Raw genomic sequence first — 17,855 nt, forward strand, 5'->3', positions numbered from 1 at the left:
CCAGGTTGTCATCAGTTGATGGATCAATAATTCATCTGATGTCATGATGCAGGCAACGACGGTCTACACGAGACGATCCGAGGAGCCCCATGTCCCCTTCCACCCCCAACGACCCGGTCTGGCCAGCCTTCCCTGAAGCTGCGAAGTTCATCTGCGCCGCACGCCTCGGCGACGCCGTGCTGGCGGGCCTGGGCACGGCCGGCGCACGCTGGTGGCGCCTGGACCTGCGCCGGCCTGACGCCGGCTGGACCCGGCTGGCCGACTACCCCGGCGGCTGGCGCGAGTCGGCCAGCGCCGTCGCGGTCGGGGGCCAGGTGCTGGTGTTCGGCGGCCAGGGACGGACCCGGCCGGAGGACGCCTTCCACCGCGTCGACGACAGCGTGTTCCGATACGAACCGGCGACCGACACCTGGTCGCGGCTGACGATCCAGCCACCGATGGGCTTGCTGGCGAGTGCCGTCCATGTGCCCGACGAGCGCACGGTGCTGTTCTTCGGCGGCGTCAACCCGGCCGTGTTCGACGGCCACAACCGGGCCTGCCACGAGGCGACGAGCCGGGGCGACACCGAGGCGCTGCCGCAGTTGCAGGCGGCCTACTTCAACCGGCGCCCGCAGGACTACTTCTTCTCGCGCGAGGTGGTCGCCTGCGATGTCCCGACCGGCTCCTGGCAGCGTGTCGGCAGCCTCCCCGGCACACCCTTCATCGGCGCAGGTGTGGCGGCATGCGGGCGCGAGCTGGCCCTGGCGGGCGGCGAGATCAAGCCGGGGCTGCGCACGCCGCTGGTCACGACGGCGACGATCCACGGCGGCGCGTCTTCCGGCTGGCAGATCGAGTGGTCCGCCGAACCTCTTCCGCCACCGCCGTGGGCCGAGGTACAGGACGGCCTGGCGGGCGCCCATGCCGGCCACAGCCTGGGCGTGTGGATGGTGGCGGGCGGGGCCAGCTTCCCGGGGTCACGACAGCAGTTCGCGCAGGGCATGTTGTGGGCGCATCGGGGCCTGCGCAAGGTCTGGCATGCGGACATCTACGCACGCGTCGACGGCCGCTGGCGGGTCGCCGGCACGCTGCCCGAAGGACGCGGCTACGGCGCAGAGGTCCAGCTCGACGACAGCCTGCTGCTGATCGGCGGCGAGACCCAGGACGGCCACGCCACCGCCGCGCTGACCGAACTGCGCTGGTCGGTCGACGAGCAGGTCGTGCAGGTGCTGGGGTAGCGACAATCCAAACGGAACATGCCCCCCTCTCCCGGACAGGACCCTGATCTGCCATGGCCACGCGCATTCCCACCTACCGCCAAGCCCAGCTGGACATCAAGCAGTACATCGAGAAGAACGGCCTGAGGCCGGGCGACGCGCTGCCGACCGAGGACCGGCTGGCCGAGCTGATCGGGGTCAGCCGGCTGTCGCTGCGCGAGGCGATCAAGGCGATGGACTCGCTGGGCATCGTCGAGTCGAGGCATGGCGACGGGGTCTACGTCAAGGCCTTCACCTTCGACGCCATCCTGGAGAACCTGCCCTACGCGATGGCGATGACGGACATGCAGGTGCGCAACCTGCTTTACACCCGCGCCTACCTGGAGCTCGGGGCGATCCCGGACGTGGTGCGCTTCATCCAGCCCGCGAACCTGGCGCGCCTGCGCGAGCTGACCGACGCCATGCTGGCGCACGCTCGGCTGGGCGAGGACTTCCTGGAAGCCGATCGCGCCTTCCACGTCGAGATGTACAGCTGCCTCGGCAACGACTTCCTGAATTCGATGATCGACCTGTTCTGGAAGACCTTCCACCAGATGATCCGCAACGACCGGCCGCGCCCGGCCGACCCGCTGGCGCTCGAGGACATCGCCCGCAGCCACCTGCTGATCGTCGAGATGCTGGCGCAGCGCGACACCTTCGGCCTGATGTCGGCCCACCGCCGCCACTTCCAGCAGCTGTTCAACAAGCACCCGATCCAGGAAGCCGGAGCACAACCGGTCGGCTGAGGGCGGCCCGGGACCTGTCCGAGGTCCTGCCACGCCACCGTGGTACACCCCGCCGTTCGACATCGCCCAGAGAGGACCCCCCGATGCTGCGCCGACTGCTCTCCGCCCTGATCGCCACCTTCGCCCTGCTGGCCCTGACCGGCTGCGGCTACAACGACTTCCAGCGCCTGGACGAACAGGTCAAGGCCTCCTGGGCCGAGGTGCTGAGCCAGTACCAGCGCCGCGCCGACCTGATCCCCAACATCGTCAACACGGTCAAGGGCGAGGCCAACTTCGAGCAGGAGACGCTGACCAGGGTGATCGAGGCCCGTTCGCGCGCCACCGCCATCCAGGTCACGCCCGAGCTGCTCAACAACCCCGAGGCGCTGCAGAAGTTCCAGGCCGCCCAGGGCGAGCTGTCGGGCGCGCTGAGCCGGCTGCTGGTCGTGACCGAGAACTACCCCAACCTCAAGGCCAACCAGGGCTTCCAGGACCTGCGCGTGCAGCTCGAAGGCACCGAGAACCGCATCACGGTGGCGCGCAACCGCTACATCAAGGCCGTGACCGACTACAACGTGCTGGCCCGCAGCTTCCCGAGCAACCTGACCGCGATGGTCATGGGCTACGCGGTCAAGCCGAGCTTCACCGTCGCCAACGAGGCCGCGATCTCGACCGCGCCGGTGGTCGACTTCGGCGGCAAGGCCGCGTCGAAGTGAGCCTCGGCCGGCTGCGCACCTGGCTGCGCGTCTGGCTGCGCGCCACGCTGGTGGCGCTGGTGGCCGTTCTGCCGCTGCTGTGCGCCGTCGCACCGGCACAGGCCCAGCAGGCCGTGCCGGTGCTGAGCGACCGCGTCATCGACGCCGCCGGCTGGCTGCCGCCGGACCGGCACGACGCGCTGGTGGCGCAGCTGGCCGGGCTGGAGCAGCGGCTGGGCACGCAGATGGTCATCCTGATCGTGCCGAGCACCGCACCCGAGGACATCGCCGCCTATGCGCAGCGGGTCGGCGAGCAGTGGAAGATCGGCCGCCGCGACGTCGGCGACGGCCTGCTGCTGGTGGTCGCCACGCAGGACCGCAAGCTGCGCATCGAGGTGGCCAAGACGCTCGAAGGCGCCATCCCCGACCTGGCCGCCAAGCGGATCATCGACGAAGCCCTGACGCCCGCCTTCCGGCGCGGCGACCCAGCCGCCGGCCTGGTCGACGCCATCACGCGGGTCGAGACGCTGGTCAAGGGCGAAGGCCTGCCGGCGCCCGCCGCAGACCCCGGTGGCGCTGGCGACACCGGCACCGGCACCGACACCGACTGGACCGCGCTGGGCATGATCGCGCTGGTCGGCGTGCCCATCATCGCCCGCGTGCTGACGCAGATCGCCGGACGTGGCCTGGGCACGCTGGCGACGGCTGCGGCGGCCGGCTGGATCGTCTGGGACTTCAGCGCCAGCCTCGTGCTGGCCGGCATCGCCGCCGGCCTCGGCCTGGTGGTGGCGCTGGTGATCGGTGCGCTCAGCGCGGCCGGCCTGCTGGACCAGGCGGTGTCGGCCAGCCGGGGGCGCAACCGCCACGGCTGGGGCTCGGACGGCGGCTTCGGCGGGGGCGGCTTCGGCGGGGGTGGAGGCCTGGGCGGAGGGGGCGGCGGCTTCAGTTCCGGCGGTGGTGGCGACTTCGGCGGCGGTGGCGCGTCGGGAGGCTGGTGAGATGAGCGCGAACGTCCTGAACCGCACCGTGAAGAGCGCCCTGCGCCTGCTGCGACACCTGCTGGCCGACCCGCGCCGCATCGAACGCACGCTCGGCCCCGGCGTGCTGGACCGGCTGACCGCCCGCGTCCAGGCCAGCGAGGCCGACCATGCCGGCGAGCTGCGCCTGTGCATCGAGGCCGGCCTGCCGCTGTCCTACCTGCGGCGCGGCGCCAGCGCCCGCGAACGCGCGCTGATGATGTTCAGCAAGCTGCGGGTCTGGGACACCGAGGCCAACACCGGCGTGCTGATCTACCTGCTGCTGGCCGACCACGCGATCGAGGTCGTGGCCGACCGCGGCCTGAACCCGCACGTCACGCCAGCGCAGTGGCAGGCCATCGTCGACGCGATGCGGCCGGCGCTCGCGGCCGGTCGGTTCGAGGACGGCCTGGGCGCCGCCATCGACGCGGTCGACGCCCTGCTGCGCAAGCACTGTCCACGGGTGGCCGGCCAGACCGATCGCAACGAGCTGAGCGACCGGCCGGACCTGCGCTGAGCGACAGCGCAAGCCCGCGACCGCCGGCACCGGCCGGGCGCAGGCATGCATCCTGCGGGAGAATTTCGGTTTCCCCGAACTGCGGCGCCTTGCCCCGCCGCCTGCCGTCATGCTCACCGTCAACAAGCTGATTCCCCAGGGCCGCGGCCTTGCCAACGTGCTGCTCAAGCGCGCCGCCAGCGTCGAGCTGGACTGGGACACGCGCCAGAAGAGCCGTTTCGACGCCCATGACAGCGGCGGCCGCCACATCGGCGTCTTCCTGCCGCGCGGCCAGGTGGTGCGCGGTGGCGACGTGCTGGTGGTCGAGGACGGCAGCCTGGTGCGCGTGATCGCCGCACCGCAGGACGTGCTGGTCGTGCGTGCCTGCGCCCAGCACGGCAGCCCCTTCGACCTGCTGCGCGCGGCCTACCACCTGGGCAACCGGCACGTGCAGCTGGCGCTGCAGCCCGATCACCTCAAGCTCGAACCCGACCACGTGCTGGCCGACATGCTGCGGCAGATGCACCTGATCGTCACGAGCGAGGCCAGCGCCTTCGAGCCCGAGGGCGGTGCCTATGCGGCGGGGGGGCACGGTCATGCACACGGTCAGGCACACGGCCATTCACACAGTGATGCACACGACCACGATCACGGCCATGACCACGCCCCGGCTGCCGCGCCGGCCCGTGGCAAGCCGCTGGGCATCCCGGTGCAGGCTGCTGCCACGCCGCACGTGCACGGTCCCGGTTGCGGTCATGACCACGGGCACGACCACGGTCATGACCACGGACACAAGCACGCATGAGCCCGACGCCCGATGCGCTGCTCAAGCTGATCTGGCTGGCCTCGCCGGTGCTGCCGGTCGGCGGCTTCAGCTACTCGGAGGGTCTGGAGGCGGCCGTCGACGGCGGCCAGGTGCGTGACGAGGCCGGCGCGCGGCGCTGGCTGGTCGACCAGCTGCGGCTCGCGCTGGCCCGCTCGGACCTGCCGGTCGTGGCCGAGGCGATCCGGGCCTGGCGCGGTGGCGTCGACGATGTCGAGCCCGGCAACGATCGCCGCGCTGACCTCGCCCGCATCGAGGCCCTGAACACCTGGGTGCGGACCACCCGCGAGACCCTGGAACTGCGCCAGCAGACCGAGCAGATGGGCCGCTCGCTGCACGAGTGGCTGCGCATCCAGCAGGCCGGCAAGGCCGATGAACACGGGGCGGTCGTGGATGCCGACGCGCGCATCGCGCAGCTCGGTGCGCTCAAGCCGGCACCGACCTGGCCGGTCGCCCACGCGCTGGCGCTGGCCCGCAGCGGCGCGCCCTTGCAGCAGGCGCTGCTGGCGCACGGCTTCGGCTGGGCCGAGAACATGGTGCAGGCCGCACTGAAGGCGGTGCCGCTGGGCCAGAGCGCCGGCCAGCGCATCCTGGCCGCGCTGGTCGAGGCCCTGCCCGCCGCCGTCGAACAGGCGATGACGCTGGACGACACGACCCGCCAGGCGCACACACCGATGCTGGCCATCCTGTCGGCGCGGCACGAGGCACAGTACTCGCGCCTGTTCCGCTCGTGAACGACGCGGCACCTGGCGGCCTCGCCGCGCTGTGGGCGATCCGGCCCTACCGCCGCTTCTGGCTGACGCGCGTCACGACCCAGACCGCCAGCCAGATGGCCATGGTTGCGCTGGGCTGGCAGATGTACGAGCTGACCGGCAGCGCCTGGGACCTCGGCCTGGTCGGCCTGGCCCAGTTCGCGCCGGCACTGGTCTTCACGCTGCCGGCCGGCGCCATGGCCGACCGGCACCGGCGCTCGCGCATCCTGCAGGCGACCACGGTGATGCAGGCGCTGATCGCGCTGGCGCTGGTGATGGGCAGCCTGGCCGGCGGCCAGCTCGGTGCCTTCGGCGGCTGGCTGGGGCGCGATGCGGTGCTGGCCCTGTCGGTGCTGCTGGGCGTCGCCCGCGCCTTCCAGACCCCCGCCACGCAGGCGCTGCCGGCCCTGCTGGTGCCAGGCGACATGCTGGCCCGCGCGGTGGCGCTGAGTTCCAGCGGCATGCAGATCGCGGTGATCGGCGGTCCGGCACTCGGCGGGCTGCTCTATGCCTTCGGGCCGGCCGTCGTGCACGGCGTCTGCGCGGGCCTGCTGGTGATCGCCTTCGGCTGCGCGCTGGGCGTCGTGCATGCCCGGCCACGGCCCGATCCCGACAACAAGGGCTGGTCGGCCGTCTGGGCCGGTGTGCACTACCTGCGCGGCCAGCCGGTGCTGCTGGGCGCCATCTCGCTGGACCTGTTCGCGGTGCTGCTGGGCGGCGCGACCGCGCTGCTGCCGATCTACGCCAAGGACATCCTGCACGTCGGCCCCTGGGGCCTGGGCCTGCTGCGCGCCGCCCCGGCGGTCGGCGCGCTGTCGATGTCGATCTGGCTGGCCCGCCGCCCCAGCCTGCAGCATGCCGGCCCGGTGCTGTTCGGCGCGGTGGCCTTCTATGGCCTGTGCATGGTCGGCTTCGCGCTGTCGACGGTGTTCTGGCTGTCGCTGGCGGTGCTGGCCTTGTCCGGCGCGGCCGACATGATCAGCGTCGTGGTGCGCCAGACGCTGGTGCAGCTGGAGACCCCCGACGCGATGCGCGGCCGGGTCAGCGCGGTCAACTCGGTCTTCATCGGCGCAAGCAACCAGCTCGGCGAGTTCGAGTCCGGCGCCACCGCCGCCGCCCTCGGCCCGGTCGGCTCGGTGCTGCTGGGCGGCTTCGGCGTGCTGGCGGTGGCGGGGCTGTGGACGCGGCTGTTCCCGGAACTGTGGCGGCGCGGGGCGCTGGAGCGGCGGGGCGGGTAGCTCTGGATCGACTTCGGCCCGAGGTTCACCCTTGGCACCCCTGCACGCGCGGACAGTCCCGCAGATGCAACGCTTTCAAGTCGAAGTTCTACCTGTATAAGTAATTACCCTATGTTTGATGTTTGACTAAGCTTGAACAACTCTCGTGCCTCATGAGGCAATGAGGGAACTATCAATCGAGCGCATTCAAACCAGGGATAAGCAAATGAACACAATCAGCAGCATCGACAATCAAATCAATCATGCCGCCAATCAATATAAACCTCCCAGCAATACTGAAAAGCTCAAGTATTCACTCAAGGAGCGTGGATTTGCGCACCTACCCGGATTAATCGAAAAAGAACTGCTGCAGGCCCTACGCGAAGAATGCCACAGGCTTTTGGGATCACATGGGATTGAACGAGACTTCCTGATGAAGCAAACGGCAAACACGCCGAGACGCATGGTGAATGTCAGACAACAAGACATCTCAACCAATGGCAAGATTATTCCCGCACTCTACAAGTCAGAAGCAATGAAGCACTTGTTCGAGGAGATCGCGGGATGCCAATTCATGCCATGCCCCTACAAACCTGAAGAATTCATCATCAACGCCCTGTTCAAATCCGGGAACACCCATGGCTGGCACTGGGATGACTACAAGTACGGAATCGTTTTCGCAGTCGAAGTCCCGGAAAAGGAAAACGGCGGCTACGTGCAAGTCGTCCCCAATTCCCGCTGGAACCGCCAACGTCCAAGCGTCGAAGACGTGCTTTTCGATTCGGTCATACATTCGTTCCGGCTTGAGCCCGGCGACGCATACATCATCAGGACAGATACAAGCATGCATCGCGTCAGCGAAATCAACGACGGTGCGAAGCGAGTCGTCGTCAACATGGTTTGGGCCGCAGCAGATGAAGTCGATCGTGTGGTCGATCACTCGACGATGGAGGAACTGTTCTCATGATGACCTTGTTCATCTCTGCCTTCCTTCTTGGCTTGATCTTCAATGCGTCGCCGGGTGCCGTGTTTGCCGAGTCCCTCAAGCGCGGCCTTTCGGGCGGTTACGACGCGGCCCTGAAGGTCCAATTCGGATCGCTGGTGGGTGACGCAACCTGGGCGGTACTCGGGTTGGCGGGTGCAGGCGTACTGTTTCAGTGGCCAACCATACGGATGCCGCTCACGATCTGCGGTGCAGCCTATCTGGCGTGGCTGGGTGCAACCACACTGATGAGCACCCCGAACCGCACTGAGACGATGGACGGCACGGGCGAGCCTGCAGGAAACCAAGGCGCCCTCTTTGCCGGCGCCAGTCTCTCGCTGACGAATCCCGCAAACGTCTTCTATTGGGCTGCCCTTGGTGGTGTACTCGGCACACTGGGTGTCAATCAACCGACCACAGCGCACTACAGCGTATTCTTTGCAGGTTTCATGACGTCGTCGCTGCTGTGGTGTTTCGTTTGTGCGGGATTGATCCATGCGATGCACAGGACTTTGCCGACCGCCGTGGCCCACTGGCTCAACCTTTTGTGTGGATGGACACTGATCGGGTTGGCCGTCAGTACCGTTTACGAACAGTTCTAGCCTGATTCAGCATCATCGGGATCACGCTGACGCGTGAGGCGCTCAATCCTTCACCTGCGGAGGTTGGGCGCGTCGGCGACACGGCGGTCACGCTCGAGGTTCACGTCGACCCGCATCGTCCACAGGGAACACGGGAAAGCGGTTCCTGCCGAAACGTCGGCACGGCGAAGCCAGTGTTGATGTTGCAGCGCAGCAGACACGGCACAATCCCAGCCGGCCCCGCCGGTTCGTGAGCTGTCGCGAGCGGAGGGCCCTCCCGATCTCCTCCCGACCGAAAGACCTCCGATGCGCCGTGTCGTGTTCAACCAGAAGGGTGGCGTGGGCAAGTCCACGATCACCAGCAACCTGGCCGCCATCAGCGCCAGCCAGGGCCTGCGCACCCTCGTGCTCGATCTCGATGCGCAGGGCAACACCACGCGCTATCTGCTGGGCGACGGGGCGGATGCGCTGGAGACCTCGGTGGCCGAGTTCTTCACCCAGACGCTGAGCTTCGCCTTCGACCCGAAGAAGTCGGCCGAGTACATCTACGAGACGCCCTTCGAGCACCTGCACCTGATGCCGTCCAGCCCGGCGCTGGAGGAACTGCACGGCAAGCTGGAGTCGCGCTACAAGATCTACAAGCTGCGCGATGCACTCGATGCGCTGGCGGCCGACTACGACCGCATCTACATCGACACGCCGCCGGCGCTGAACTTCTACACGCGCAGTGCGCTGATCGCCGCGCAGCGCTGCCTGATCCCGTTCGACTGCGACGACTTCTCGCGCCGCGCGCTCTATGCGCTGCTGGACAACGTCAAGGAGATCCAGGCCGACCACAACCCCGGCCTGCAGGTCGAGGGCATCGTGGTCAACCAGTTCCAGCCGCGCGCCAGCCTGCCGCAGAAGGTCGTGCAGGAGCTGATCGACGAGGGCCTGCCGGTCCTGCAGCCCTACCTGTCGGCCTCCGTCAAGATCAAGGAATCGCACGAGCTGTCGCGGCCCATGATCCACCTCGACGCGCGCCACAAGCTCACGCAGGAATACGTCGCGCTGCACGACGGCCTGAAGGGCTGACCCGTCACGGACGACGCGCGGGCATCAGGCCCCGCGGCCATCAAGCCCTGCGGTGATAGCCCTTCTGGCCGATGACGCGGGCCAGCGGGCTGCGCAGGTCGCCGGTGGCGTCGAGCCGGGCCAGCGCGGCGGCGAAGTCGACCCGGGGCTGCCAGCCCAGTGCCTCGCGCGCGGCGCGGTTGTCGTACACGCGGTCCAGCGTGTCGGGCGGCGTCCAGCCCTGGCGGGCATAGACCGCCTGCCAGCCCGGCACGCGCTGGCGCAGCACGGCGGCGGCGTCGCGGCCGAGCGCGGCACAGTCCTCGCGCGTGAACGGCGTGGTCGCACTGACGATGTAGCGGCCAAAGCCGATGCGGCCGGCCTCGCGCAGCGCGACGCGGTGGGCTTCCACCACGTCCTCGATGTCGACGCGGCGGTACAGCAGCTCGTTGGCCTGCAGGTTGTCGCGCGAGCGCCGTTCGCGTGCGGCCGGGTCGTCGTCGTCCTCGGGGAAGAAGCGGCTGGTGCGCAGCACGATCACCGGCAGGCGGGTCAGCTGGTGCATCAGCTCGCACAGGTCCTCGGCCGCCGTCTTGGTGAGGCCGTAGATGTTGCGCACGACCGGCGTCAGCGTCTCGTCCACCCAGACCGCCGGCGCGCCAGCCGGCGGCCGCAGCGCGGCACCGAAGGCGCTGGTGGTGCTGGTGAAGACGAAGCCGGTGACACCGCACGCGGCCGCCGCCTCCAGCAGGTTCAGCGTGCCGGTGACGTTGGTGTCGATGAAGGCCTGGCGCGCATGGGTCTCGACATGCGGCTTGTGCAGCGTGGCGGTGTGCAGCACCTGGCCGACGCCGGCCATCGCCTCGCGCACGAAGGCCGGATCGGCGATGTCGCCGACCCGGTCGGTCCAGGGCGAGGGCAGGCGGTCGATGCCGACGACCGCGACGCCTTCGGCCCGCAAGGTCCGCATCAGCGCTTCACCCAGGTGTCCGGCGCTGCCGGTGACGAGGATCTTCATGGTTCAGGCGGTCAGGCGATGCCGGGGTGGCTCACAGGCTGATCCAGCCGCCCTGCCGCTCGCTGGCGTAGAGCGCGTCGATGATGCGCATGTTCTGCACCGCGTCCTCGACGCCGTAGGGCAGCGGGATGTCGCCGCGCACCGCCGCCGAGAAGGCCTCGCCCTGCAGCTGGTACTGGTCGCTCTCGGCGACGGTCTGGGTGTTGATGCCGGCGCCGTCGAGCGCGCGGCCGTCGTCCAGCCGGACCTGCGTGGTCGCGCCCTGCGGGGCATTGAACGGGATGACGATCTCGATGCGGCCGTGCTCGCCGATCAGCTGGATGCGCTGGTAGGGCACCGTCTGCATCGCGACGCTGAAGTTCAGCTGGCGGCCGGCGCCGAAGTCCAGCAGCGCGCTGAACAGGCGGTCGGTGCCGAAGGCCGGATCGCGGTCGGCCAGCGAGACCACGCGCAGCGGTTCGCCCTCGAAGAACCAGCGGCCGGCGACCACCGGGTAGCAGCCGATGTCGTAGAGCGCACCGCCGCCGATGCCGGCCATGTTGCGGATGTTGGCCGGGTCGTTGTTGAAGTAGGAGAACCAGACCTGGATGCCGACCAGCCGGCCGATGCGGCCGCTGCGCACCAGCTCGCGGGCGCGGATCCACTGCGGGTGGAAGCGCACCATGAAGGCTTCCATGATGTGGACCTGGCCGGCGACCTCGCGCAGCTGCGCGGCCTCGTCGGCGTTCAGCGCGATCGGCTTCTCGCACAGCACGTGCTTGCCGGCCCGCGCGGCGGCCAGCGTCAGCGGCACGTGCAGGTGGTTGGGCAGCGGGTTGTAGACCGCCTCGATGGCCGGATCGGCCAGCAGTTCCTCGTAGCTGCCGTAGGCCACCGGGATGCCCAGCGGCGCGGCGGCGGCCTGTGCCGCGGCCAGGTTGCGCGACGCGAGCGCGCGGATCTCCAGCTGGCTGCTCTTGAGCATGCCGGGCAGGACCTTGGTCAGGCCGATCTTGGCGGTGCTGAGCACGCCCCAGACGACGGGTTTCATGGCGGTCTCCTCGCGGGTGATGGTGGGTCTTGGCCGGTTTCGGCGCTGCGCAGTGTGGCTCAGTCGGCCCTGGGCGTGTCGGCGGCCGGCACACCGACCGGCCGCACCGCAACGGCGGCCAGCAGACCGGCAAACACGGCCGGGTCCACCGACCGCGCGGCCCCGAAGCCGGCGATGTGGCGCACCGCGGTCGGGCGCAGGCGGACGAAGGCGAAATCGGGCAGCTGCGTCATCAGCTCGGCGGCCGGGTGCCGTGCCAGGTAGAGCGCCTGGCAACGCGCGGCCGCTTCGCTGCCGGCTGCCTCGAAGCGGGCCCGGGCCTGCACGGTGACGCGCGGCAGGGCCTGCGGCAGATCGGCCGCATCGTCGGCGGCGGTCACCAGCAGGCTGACGCGGTCGTCTTGCTGCATCTGGCGGGTGTGGGCCGACAGGGCGCTGACGTGCAGGATCAGCTCGCCGGCCGCGCCATCGACCGCGAAGGGCACCATCGACACGGCCGGTGAGCCGTCGTCTTCCAGCGTGCCGAGCGCGCCGACCGCACGCTCGGCCAGCAGCAGCAGCACCTGCTGGTCCAGGCGCGACAGGTGGGACGGCGGGGTGGGTTCGGACATGGGCAACTCCCTGGGTGAAACACGCTGCGCCGGCAGGGGCATGACGGCTGCATCCGATCCGGCCGCGCCTGCGTAGGTAGCGTCGCGGGCGGCGAGGTGCGGTCGTAAGAACGCCTGCCCGAGCCCGACACAGCCTTGTCGGCGCGACGACGCCATCCGCGCACGGCGCTGCGTGCCGATTCTCCAGCCCCCGCCATCCCTGGCCACCGTGGCCTTGACCCTCCGAGGACTTCCGACATGCGACACATCGCCCTTTCCGCCCTGGCCGCTGCCGCCAGCCTGATCAGCCTCGGCGCCGCCGCCCAGGTCAGCCCCGTGCAGCTGGTGGATGCCTTCGAGGCCACCAACGGCAAGTTCGAGGGCTACCGCCGCTCGGGCGCCAAGGGCATCTGCGCGACCGGCGAGTTCGTCGGCAGCGCCGACGGCCGCGCGCTGTCGAGCAGCTCGGCCTTCAGCGGCCAGCCGGTGCCGGTGATCGTGCGCTTCTCGGTCGGCGGGGCTAACCCGAAGGCGGCCGACAACGGCAAGGGCCAGCGCAACCTGGCGCTGCAGTTCAACCTGCCGGGCGGCGAGACCTGGCAGATGGGCAACATCAACGCGCCGATCTTCGGTGCGTCGTCGCCCGAGCAGATGCTCGGCCGCGTCGAGTCGCTGCGTCCGGACCCGGCCACCAAGGCGGCCGATCCGGCCAAGGTCAAGGCCTTTGCCGACGCCAACCCCGAGGTGCTGCTGCAAGGCCGCTACTTCGCCAGCCAGCCGGTGCCGGCCAGCTACGCGAGCATCAACTACTGGGGCGTGCATGCCTTCGGCTTCGTCAACGCCAAGGGCGAGCGGCAGTTCGGCAAGTGGGTCTTCGAGCCGGTCGGCGGCGTGCAGGGCCTGAGCGACGACGAGGCCAAGGCCAAGGGCGCGAGCTTCCTGTTCGACGACCTGCGCGCGCGGGTCGCCGCCGGCCAGGTCGCCTTCCGGTTCAACCTGGAACTGGCCCAGCCCGGCGACCGTCTGGACAGCGCCACCGTGCCGCTGCCGGAGGGCCGCCGCAAGGTCACGCTGGGCCAGCTGAAGGTGACCTCGGTGGCCGCCGACGCGGGCGGCGACTGCCTGGCCATCACCTTCAACCCAATGGTGCTGCCCAAGGGCGTCGAGCCTTCGGCCGACCCGATGCTGGCGGCGCGGGCGGCGCCTTATGCGGTCTCGCTGGGCCGCCGCCTGGGCGAAGGCGCCAAGCAGTGAGCGCCGGCTGACGCCCACACGGGTCAGCGAACCACGACAAAGGGCCCTGCGGGGCCCTTTTGTCATGCTGGACGCCGACCGGACGACCGGACGACTGGACGACTGGACGACCGGGCGAGGGCTCAGTGCGCCTGGTCCCAGTTGTCGCCGACGCCGACCTCGGCGACCAGCGGCACGCGCAGCGCGGCCACGCCGGCCATCAGCCGCGGCAGCGCTTCGCGGGCCCAGGCCAGCTCGGCGTCCGGCACCTCCAGGACGAGTTCGTCGTGCACCTGCATGATCATCCGGCTGCTGCGGCCTTCGCGGTCCAGCGTGTCCTGCACCGCGACCATCGCCAGCTTGATGAGGTCGGCCGCCGTGCCCTGCATCGGCGCGTTGATCGCCTGGCGCTCGGCCCCGGCCTTGCGCGGGCCGTTGCCGCCGTTGATCTCGGGCAGGTAGATGCGCCGGCCGTAGAGGGTCTCGACATAGCCCAGCGCCTTGGCCGAGGCCTTGGTGTCGTCCATGTAGCGGCGCACGTCCGGGTAGCGGGCGAAGTAACGGTCGATGTAGTCGCGCGCGGCCTTCTGCTCGATGCCCAGGCTCTGCGCCAGGCCGAAGGCGCCCATGCCGTAGATCAGGCCGAAGTTGATGGTCTTGGCATAGCGGCGCTGCTCGGACGTGACCTGGTCGACCGCGATGCCGAAGACCTCGGCGGCGGTGGCGCGGTGCACGTCCAGCCCGTCGGCAAAGGCCTTGAGCAGGTTGGCATCGCCGCTGATGTGGGCCATCAGGCGCAGCTCGATCTGCGAGTAGTCGGCGCTGACGATGTGCCAGCCCTCCGGCGGCACGAAGGCCTCGCGCACGCGCCGGCCCTCGGCCGTGCGGATGGGGATGTTCTGCAGGTTGGGGTCATTGCTGGACAGCCGGCCGGTGATCGCCACCGCCTGCGCGTAGTTCGTGTGGACGCGGCCGGTGGACGGGTTGACCATCTGCGGCAGCTTGTCGGTGTAGGTGCCCTTGAGCTTGGCCAGGCTGCGGTGTTCGAGGATGCGGGCCGGCAGCGGGTAGTCGGCCGCCAGTTCCTGCAGCACGTCCTCGTCGGTGCTGGGCGCGCCGGTGGCGGTCTTCTTGCGGACCGGCAGGCCCAGCTTGACGAACAGGATCTCGCCGATCTGCTTCGGGCTGCCCATGTTGAAGGGCTGGCCGGCGATGGCGTGGGCCTCCTGCTCCAGCGTGAGCATGCGCTGGGCCAGCTGCTGGCTCTGGCGTGCCAGCACGCCGGCGTCGATGCGCACGCCGGTGCGCTCGATGCGGGCCAGCACCTCGCAGGCCGGCATCTCGATGCCTTCGTACAGCGCGCGCAGCTTCGGCTCGGCCTGCAGCTGCGGCCACAGGGTCTGGTGGACCTGCAGCGTCATCTCGCTGTCCTCGCCGGAATAGGTGGTCGCCTGGTCGACCGCGACATGGCTGAAGGGGATCTGGCTGGCGCCCTTGCCGCACAGGTCCTCGTAGGCGATGCCGCTGCGGCCGAGGTGGCGCTCGGCCAGGCTGGCCAGGCCGTGCGGCTTGTGGGCTTCGAGGACGTAGCTTTGCAGCAGGGTGTCGTGCACGAGGCCGCGCACGGTGACGCCGTGGTTGGCGAAGACGTGGCGGTCGTACTTGATGTTCTGGCCGACCTTGTGCGCCGCCGGGTCCTCCAGCCAGGGCCGCAGCCGCGCCAGCACCTCGTCGAGCGCCAGCTGCTCGGGCGCGCCGGGGTAGTCGTGGCCGATCGGCACGTAGGCCGCCTCGTCGGGCTGGACCGCGAAGCTGATGCCGACGATGCGGGCGCGCATCGCGTCGAGCGAGTCGGTCTCGGTGTCCAGCGCCGACAGCGGCGCGGCGCGCAGGCGGGCGATCCAGGCGTCGAGCGCGTCCAGCGTGGTGAGGCAGTCGTAGCGGCGTTCGACCGGCGCGGCGGCAGCGGCGGGCGCCGCGGTGGGGGCCAGATCGTCGGACGTCACGGCGGACGTCAAGGCGGCCGGCATGGCAGCCCCGGCCGGCTGGCCGAGCTGCGACTCCAGGTCGCGCCGCCAGGTCTTGAAGCCGTGGCGCGTGTAGAAGGCCAGCAGGCCCTCTCGGTCGATCTCGCGCATCGCCAGTCCTTCGACCTCGGGCCAGCCGGCGACGTGGCCGCTGAGGTCGCAGTCGCACTTGACGGTGACCAGCCGGCGCCCGGTCGGCAGCCAGTCCAGCGCCTTGCGCAGGTTCTCGCCGGCAACGCCCTTGATCGACGCGGCGGCGGCCACCACGCCGTCGAGCGAGCCGTGTTCGGCGATCCACTTGGCGGCGGTCTTGGGGCCGACCTTCTCCACGCCGGGCACGTTGTCGACGGTGTCGCCCATCAGCGTCAGGTAGTCGACGATGCGATCGGGCGGCACGCCGAACTTGGCCATGACGCCGTCGACGTCGAGCGACTCGCGGCTCATCGTGTTGATCAGCGTGACGTGCGGCGTGACCAGCTGGGCGAGGTCCTTGTCGCCGGTGGAGATCAGCACCCGGTGGCCGCTGGCCTCGGCCACCCGGGCGAGCGTGCCGATGGCGTCGTCGGCCTCGATGCCGGGTACCTCCAGCACCGGCCAGCCGAGCAGGCGCACGACCTCGTGGATGGGCTCGATCTGGGCCCGCAGGTCGTCCGGCATGGGCGCGCGCTGGGCCTTGTACGCGGGATACCAGTCGTCGCGGAAGGTCGGGCCCTTGGCATCGAAGACGCAGGCGGCGTGGGCGGCCGGGAACTGGCCGCGCAGCTGGGTCAGCATCGCCACCAGGCCATGCACCGCACCGGTCGGCTGGCCCTCGGGGCCGCGCAGGTCGGGCATCGCGTGGTAGGCGCGGTAGAGGTAGCTGGATCCGTCGATCAGCAGCAGCAGCGGGCGCTGCGCCGGCGCGGCGGCGGCGGGGGTGTTGTCGTCCGGGGTCTGGCTCATCCGGACATTGTGCTTCGGGACTTCGCGGGGTCGGCCCGGTGGACAGGCCCGGTGACAGGCCCGGTGACAGGCCCCGCCTAGAATCCCGCGCATGTCATCCCGCCCTGCCTCCGCCCTCGCTGCCCTGGCGCTCTGCGCCGTGCTGCAGCCGGTCGCGGCCCAGAACGCCGCACTGCGTTCCGACGCCGCCGACGCGCCTGCCGCACGCCCCGAACCCCGCGTCGAACGGGTCGTCATCGACGAGGGCGGCAACGCCACGCGGATCGAGGAAGAGCACGTGCGCGGCGAGGTCCGCAGCATCCATGTGCAGCCGCGCGGCCTGGTCCGCAAGGGCTACGAGATCATGTCCGCCAGCGGTGGCCGCGACCCCTCCGACACGCTCACGCGTGGCGTGGTCGGCCAGCGCATGTGGTCGGTCATGTCCTTCTGAGGCGGCGATGGCAGTCTTCACCGACGTGACGGCCGGCGACGCCGGCCAGCTGAGTGCCCGCCTGGGCCTGGGCGAGGTGATCGAACTTCGCGGGATCACCTCCGGCATCGAGAACACCAACTACTTCCTGACCACCGACCGCGGCGACGGACGCGGGCCGCAGCAGTGGGTGCTGACGCTGTTCGAGCGCCTGACCGCCGATCAGCTGCCCTTCTACCTGCACCTGATGAAGCATCTGGCGCAGCACGGCATCCCCGTGCCGGACCCGCAGGCCGATGCGGCCGGCGAGATCCTGCACACGCTGTGCGGCAAGCCGGCGGCGGTGGTCGACAAGCTTTCCGGCGGCCACCAGCTCGCGCCCTCGGTCTGGCATTGCCAGCAGGTCGGGCAGATGCTGGCGCGCATGCACCTGGCCGGGCGCGACTTCCCGATGCACCAGCCCAACCTGCGCGGCCTGCCCTGGTGGCAGGAAACGGTGCCGGTGGTGCTGCCCTTCATGACCGCGCCGCAGCGCGCGCTGATCGAGCAGGAACTGGCCTTCCAGACCGACCTGGCGCACAGCCCCGCCCATGCCGCGCTGCCGCGCGGGCCGGTGCATGCCGACCTGTTCCGCGACAACGTCATGTTCGACGGCCTGCCCGGCCACGAGAAGCTCACCGGTTTCTTCGACTTCTACTTCGCCGGCGTCGACACCTGGCTGTTCGACCTGGCGGTGTGCCTCAACGACTGGTGCATCGCACTGGACACCGGCCGCCTCGACGAGGTCCGCGCCGACGCCTTCGTCAGCGCCTACGACCGCGAACGCGCGCTGTCGCACGACGAGATCCGCCTGCTGCCCGCGATGCTGCGGGCCGGCGCGCTGCGCTTCTGGACCTCCCGGCTGTGGGACTTCCACCTGCCGCGCGAGGCCTCGATGCTGAAGGCGCACGACCCGAGCCACTTCGAGCGCGTGCTGCGTGAACGGGTCGACAACCCGTGGCACTGGCTGCGCAGCGACGGCCGCCCCGACTGAG

General features: G+C 70.0%; 18 protein-coding genes. 14 read left to right on the top strand and 4 right to left on the bottom strand.

Annotated elements, in window-relative coordinates; all coding sequences use genetic code 11:
• Positions 1 to 89: 89 nt before the first annotated feature.
• The 11 genes from Q8X39_RS09260 (at position 90) to Q8X39_RS09310 (ending at position 9,593) form a co-directional block, all read left to right on the top strand.
• On the top strand, positions 90 to 1,214 hold the full coding sequence (locus tag Q8X39_RS09260) for a YjhT family mutarotase (protein ID WP_305749385.1): 1,125 nt from the start codon (positions 90 to 92) through the stop codon (positions 1,212 to 1,214).
• A 53-nt stretch (positions 1,215 to 1,267) separates the two neighbouring features.
• Complete coding sequence (locus tag Q8X39_RS09265; protein WP_305749386.1) at positions 1,268 to 1,978, top strand: FadR/GntR family transcriptional regulator; 711 nt, start codon at positions 1,268 to 1,270, stop codon at positions 1,976 to 1,978.
• 83 nt (positions 1,979 to 2,061) lie between these two features.
• Positions 2,062 to 2,673, top strand: coding sequence for a LemA family protein (locus tag Q8X39_RS09270; RefSeq protein ID WP_407067994.1), 612 nt, complete (start codon positions 2,062 to 2,064; stop codon positions 2,671 to 2,673).
• Positions 2,670 to 3,650, top strand: coding sequence for a TPM domain-containing protein (locus tag Q8X39_RS09275; RefSeq protein ID WP_305749387.1), 981 nt, complete (start codon positions 2,670 to 2,672; stop codon positions 3,648 to 3,650). The genes Q8X39_RS09270 and Q8X39_RS09275 overlap by 4 nt, the downstream gene beginning before the upstream one ends.
• A 1-nt stretch (position 3,651) precedes the next feature.
• Positions 3,652 to 4,185: a TPM domain-containing protein gene (locus Q8X39_RS09280; protein WP_305749388.1), complete on the top strand. Its 534-nt coding sequence runs from the start codon at positions 3,652 to 3,654 to the stop codon at positions 4,183 to 4,185.
• Positions 4,186 to 4,294: 109 nt separating this feature from the next.
• Entirely contained in the window at positions 4,295 to 4,969 is a 675-nt protein-coding gene (ureE, locus tag Q8X39_RS09285) for an urease accessory protein UreE (RefSeq protein ID WP_305749389.1), read from the top strand.
• Complete coding sequence (locus Q8X39_RS09290; protein ID WP_305749390.1) at positions 4,966 to 5,721, top strand: urease accessory protein UreF; 756 nt, start codon at positions 4,966 to 4,968, stop codon at positions 5,719 to 5,721. The genes ureE and Q8X39_RS09290 overlap by 4 nt, the downstream gene beginning before the upstream one ends.
• The gene (locus tag Q8X39_RS09295; RefSeq protein ID WP_305749391.1) at positions 5,718 to 6,977 is read left to right on the top strand and encodes an MFS transporter; all 1,260 of its coding nucleotides are present in this window, start codon (positions 5,718 to 5,720) and stop codon (positions 6,975 to 6,977) included. Before Q8X39_RS09290 ends, Q8X39_RS09295 begins: the two co-directional genes overlap by 4 nt.
• Before the next feature lie 205 nt (positions 6,978 to 7,182).
• On the top strand, positions 7,183 to 7,923 hold the full coding sequence (locus Q8X39_RS09300; protein ID WP_305749392.1) for a HalD/BesD family halogenase: 741 nt from the start codon (positions 7,183 to 7,185) through the stop codon (positions 7,921 to 7,923).
• On the top strand, positions 7,920 to 8,540 hold the full coding sequence (locus tag Q8X39_RS09305) for a LysE family translocator (protein ID WP_305749393.1): 621 nt from the start codon (positions 7,920 to 7,922) through the stop codon (positions 8,538 to 8,540). Before Q8X39_RS09300 ends, Q8X39_RS09305 begins: the two co-directional genes overlap by 4 nt.
• 285 nt (positions 8,541 to 8,825) lie before the next feature.
• The gene (locus Q8X39_RS09310; RefSeq protein WP_305749394.1) at positions 8,826 to 9,593 is read left to right on the top strand and encodes a ParA family protein; all 768 of its coding nucleotides are present in this window, start codon (positions 8,826 to 8,828) and stop codon (positions 9,591 to 9,593) included.
• Positions 9,594 to 9,633: 40 nt separating this feature from the next.
• On the opposite strand, the gene Q8X39_RS09315 is transcribed toward Q8X39_RS09310, so the two are convergent.
• The 3 genes from Q8X39_RS09315 to Q8X39_RS09325 are packed head-to-tail and all read right to left on the bottom strand — an operon-like array spanning position 9,634 to position 12,231.
• A complete protein-coding gene (locus tag Q8X39_RS09315) occupies positions 9,634 to 10,590 on the bottom strand; it encodes an NAD-dependent epimerase/dehydratase family protein (protein ID WP_305749395.1) in 957 nt (318 codons plus the stop codon).
• Between the two features lie 31 nt (positions 10,591 to 10,621).
• Positions 10,622 to 11,620, bottom strand: coding sequence for a Gfo/Idh/MocA family protein (locus Q8X39_RS09320; RefSeq protein ID WP_305749396.1), 999 nt, complete (start codon positions 11,618 to 11,620; stop codon positions 10,622 to 10,624).
• Positions 11,621 to 11,679: 59 nt separating this feature from the next.
• Positions 11,680 to 12,231 carry a HugZ family pyridoxamine 5'-phosphate oxidase gene (locus Q8X39_RS09325; RefSeq protein WP_305749397.1) on the bottom strand — a complete coding sequence of 184 codons (552 nt, stop codon included), beginning with the start codon at positions 12,229 to 12,231 and terminating at the stop codon, positions 11,680 to 11,682.
• 237 nt (positions 12,232 to 12,468) lie between these two features.
• Here Q8X39_RS09325 and Q8X39_RS09330 point away from each other — a divergent pair, with 237 nt between their 5' ends.
• Entirely contained in the window at positions 12,469 to 13,464 is a 996-nt protein-coding gene (locus Q8X39_RS09330) for a catalase family peroxidase (RefSeq protein WP_305749398.1), read from the top strand.
• Positions 13,465 to 13,586: 122 nt separating this feature from the next.
• Here Q8X39_RS09330 and polA read toward each other — a convergent pair whose 3' ends face one another.
• Positions 13,587 to 16,412, bottom strand: coding sequence for a DNA polymerase I (gene polA, locus Q8X39_RS09335; RefSeq protein ID WP_305749399.1), 2,826 nt, complete (start codon positions 16,410 to 16,412; stop codon positions 13,587 to 13,589).
• Positions 16,413 to 16,503: 91 nt separating this feature from the next.
• Here polA and Q8X39_RS09340 point away from each other — a divergent pair, with 91 nt between their 5' ends.
• On the top strand, positions 16,504 to 16,842 hold the full coding sequence (locus Q8X39_RS09340) for a hypothetical protein (RefSeq protein ID WP_305749400.1): 339 nt from the start codon (positions 16,504 to 16,506) through the stop codon (positions 16,840 to 16,842).
• 7 nt (positions 16,843 to 16,849) lie between these two features.
• Entirely contained in the window at positions 16,850 to 17,854 is a 1,005-nt protein-coding gene (locus Q8X39_RS09345; protein WP_305749401.1) for a homoserine kinase, read from the top strand.
• Position 17,855 lies beyond the last annotated feature (1 nt).

Origin of the sequence: Leptothrix discophora (assembly GCF_030705305.1) — a bacterium.
GTDB classification, from domain to species: Bacteria; Pseudomonadota; Gammaproteobacteria; order Burkholderiales; family Burkholderiaceae_C; genus Sphaerotilus; species Sphaerotilus discophorus.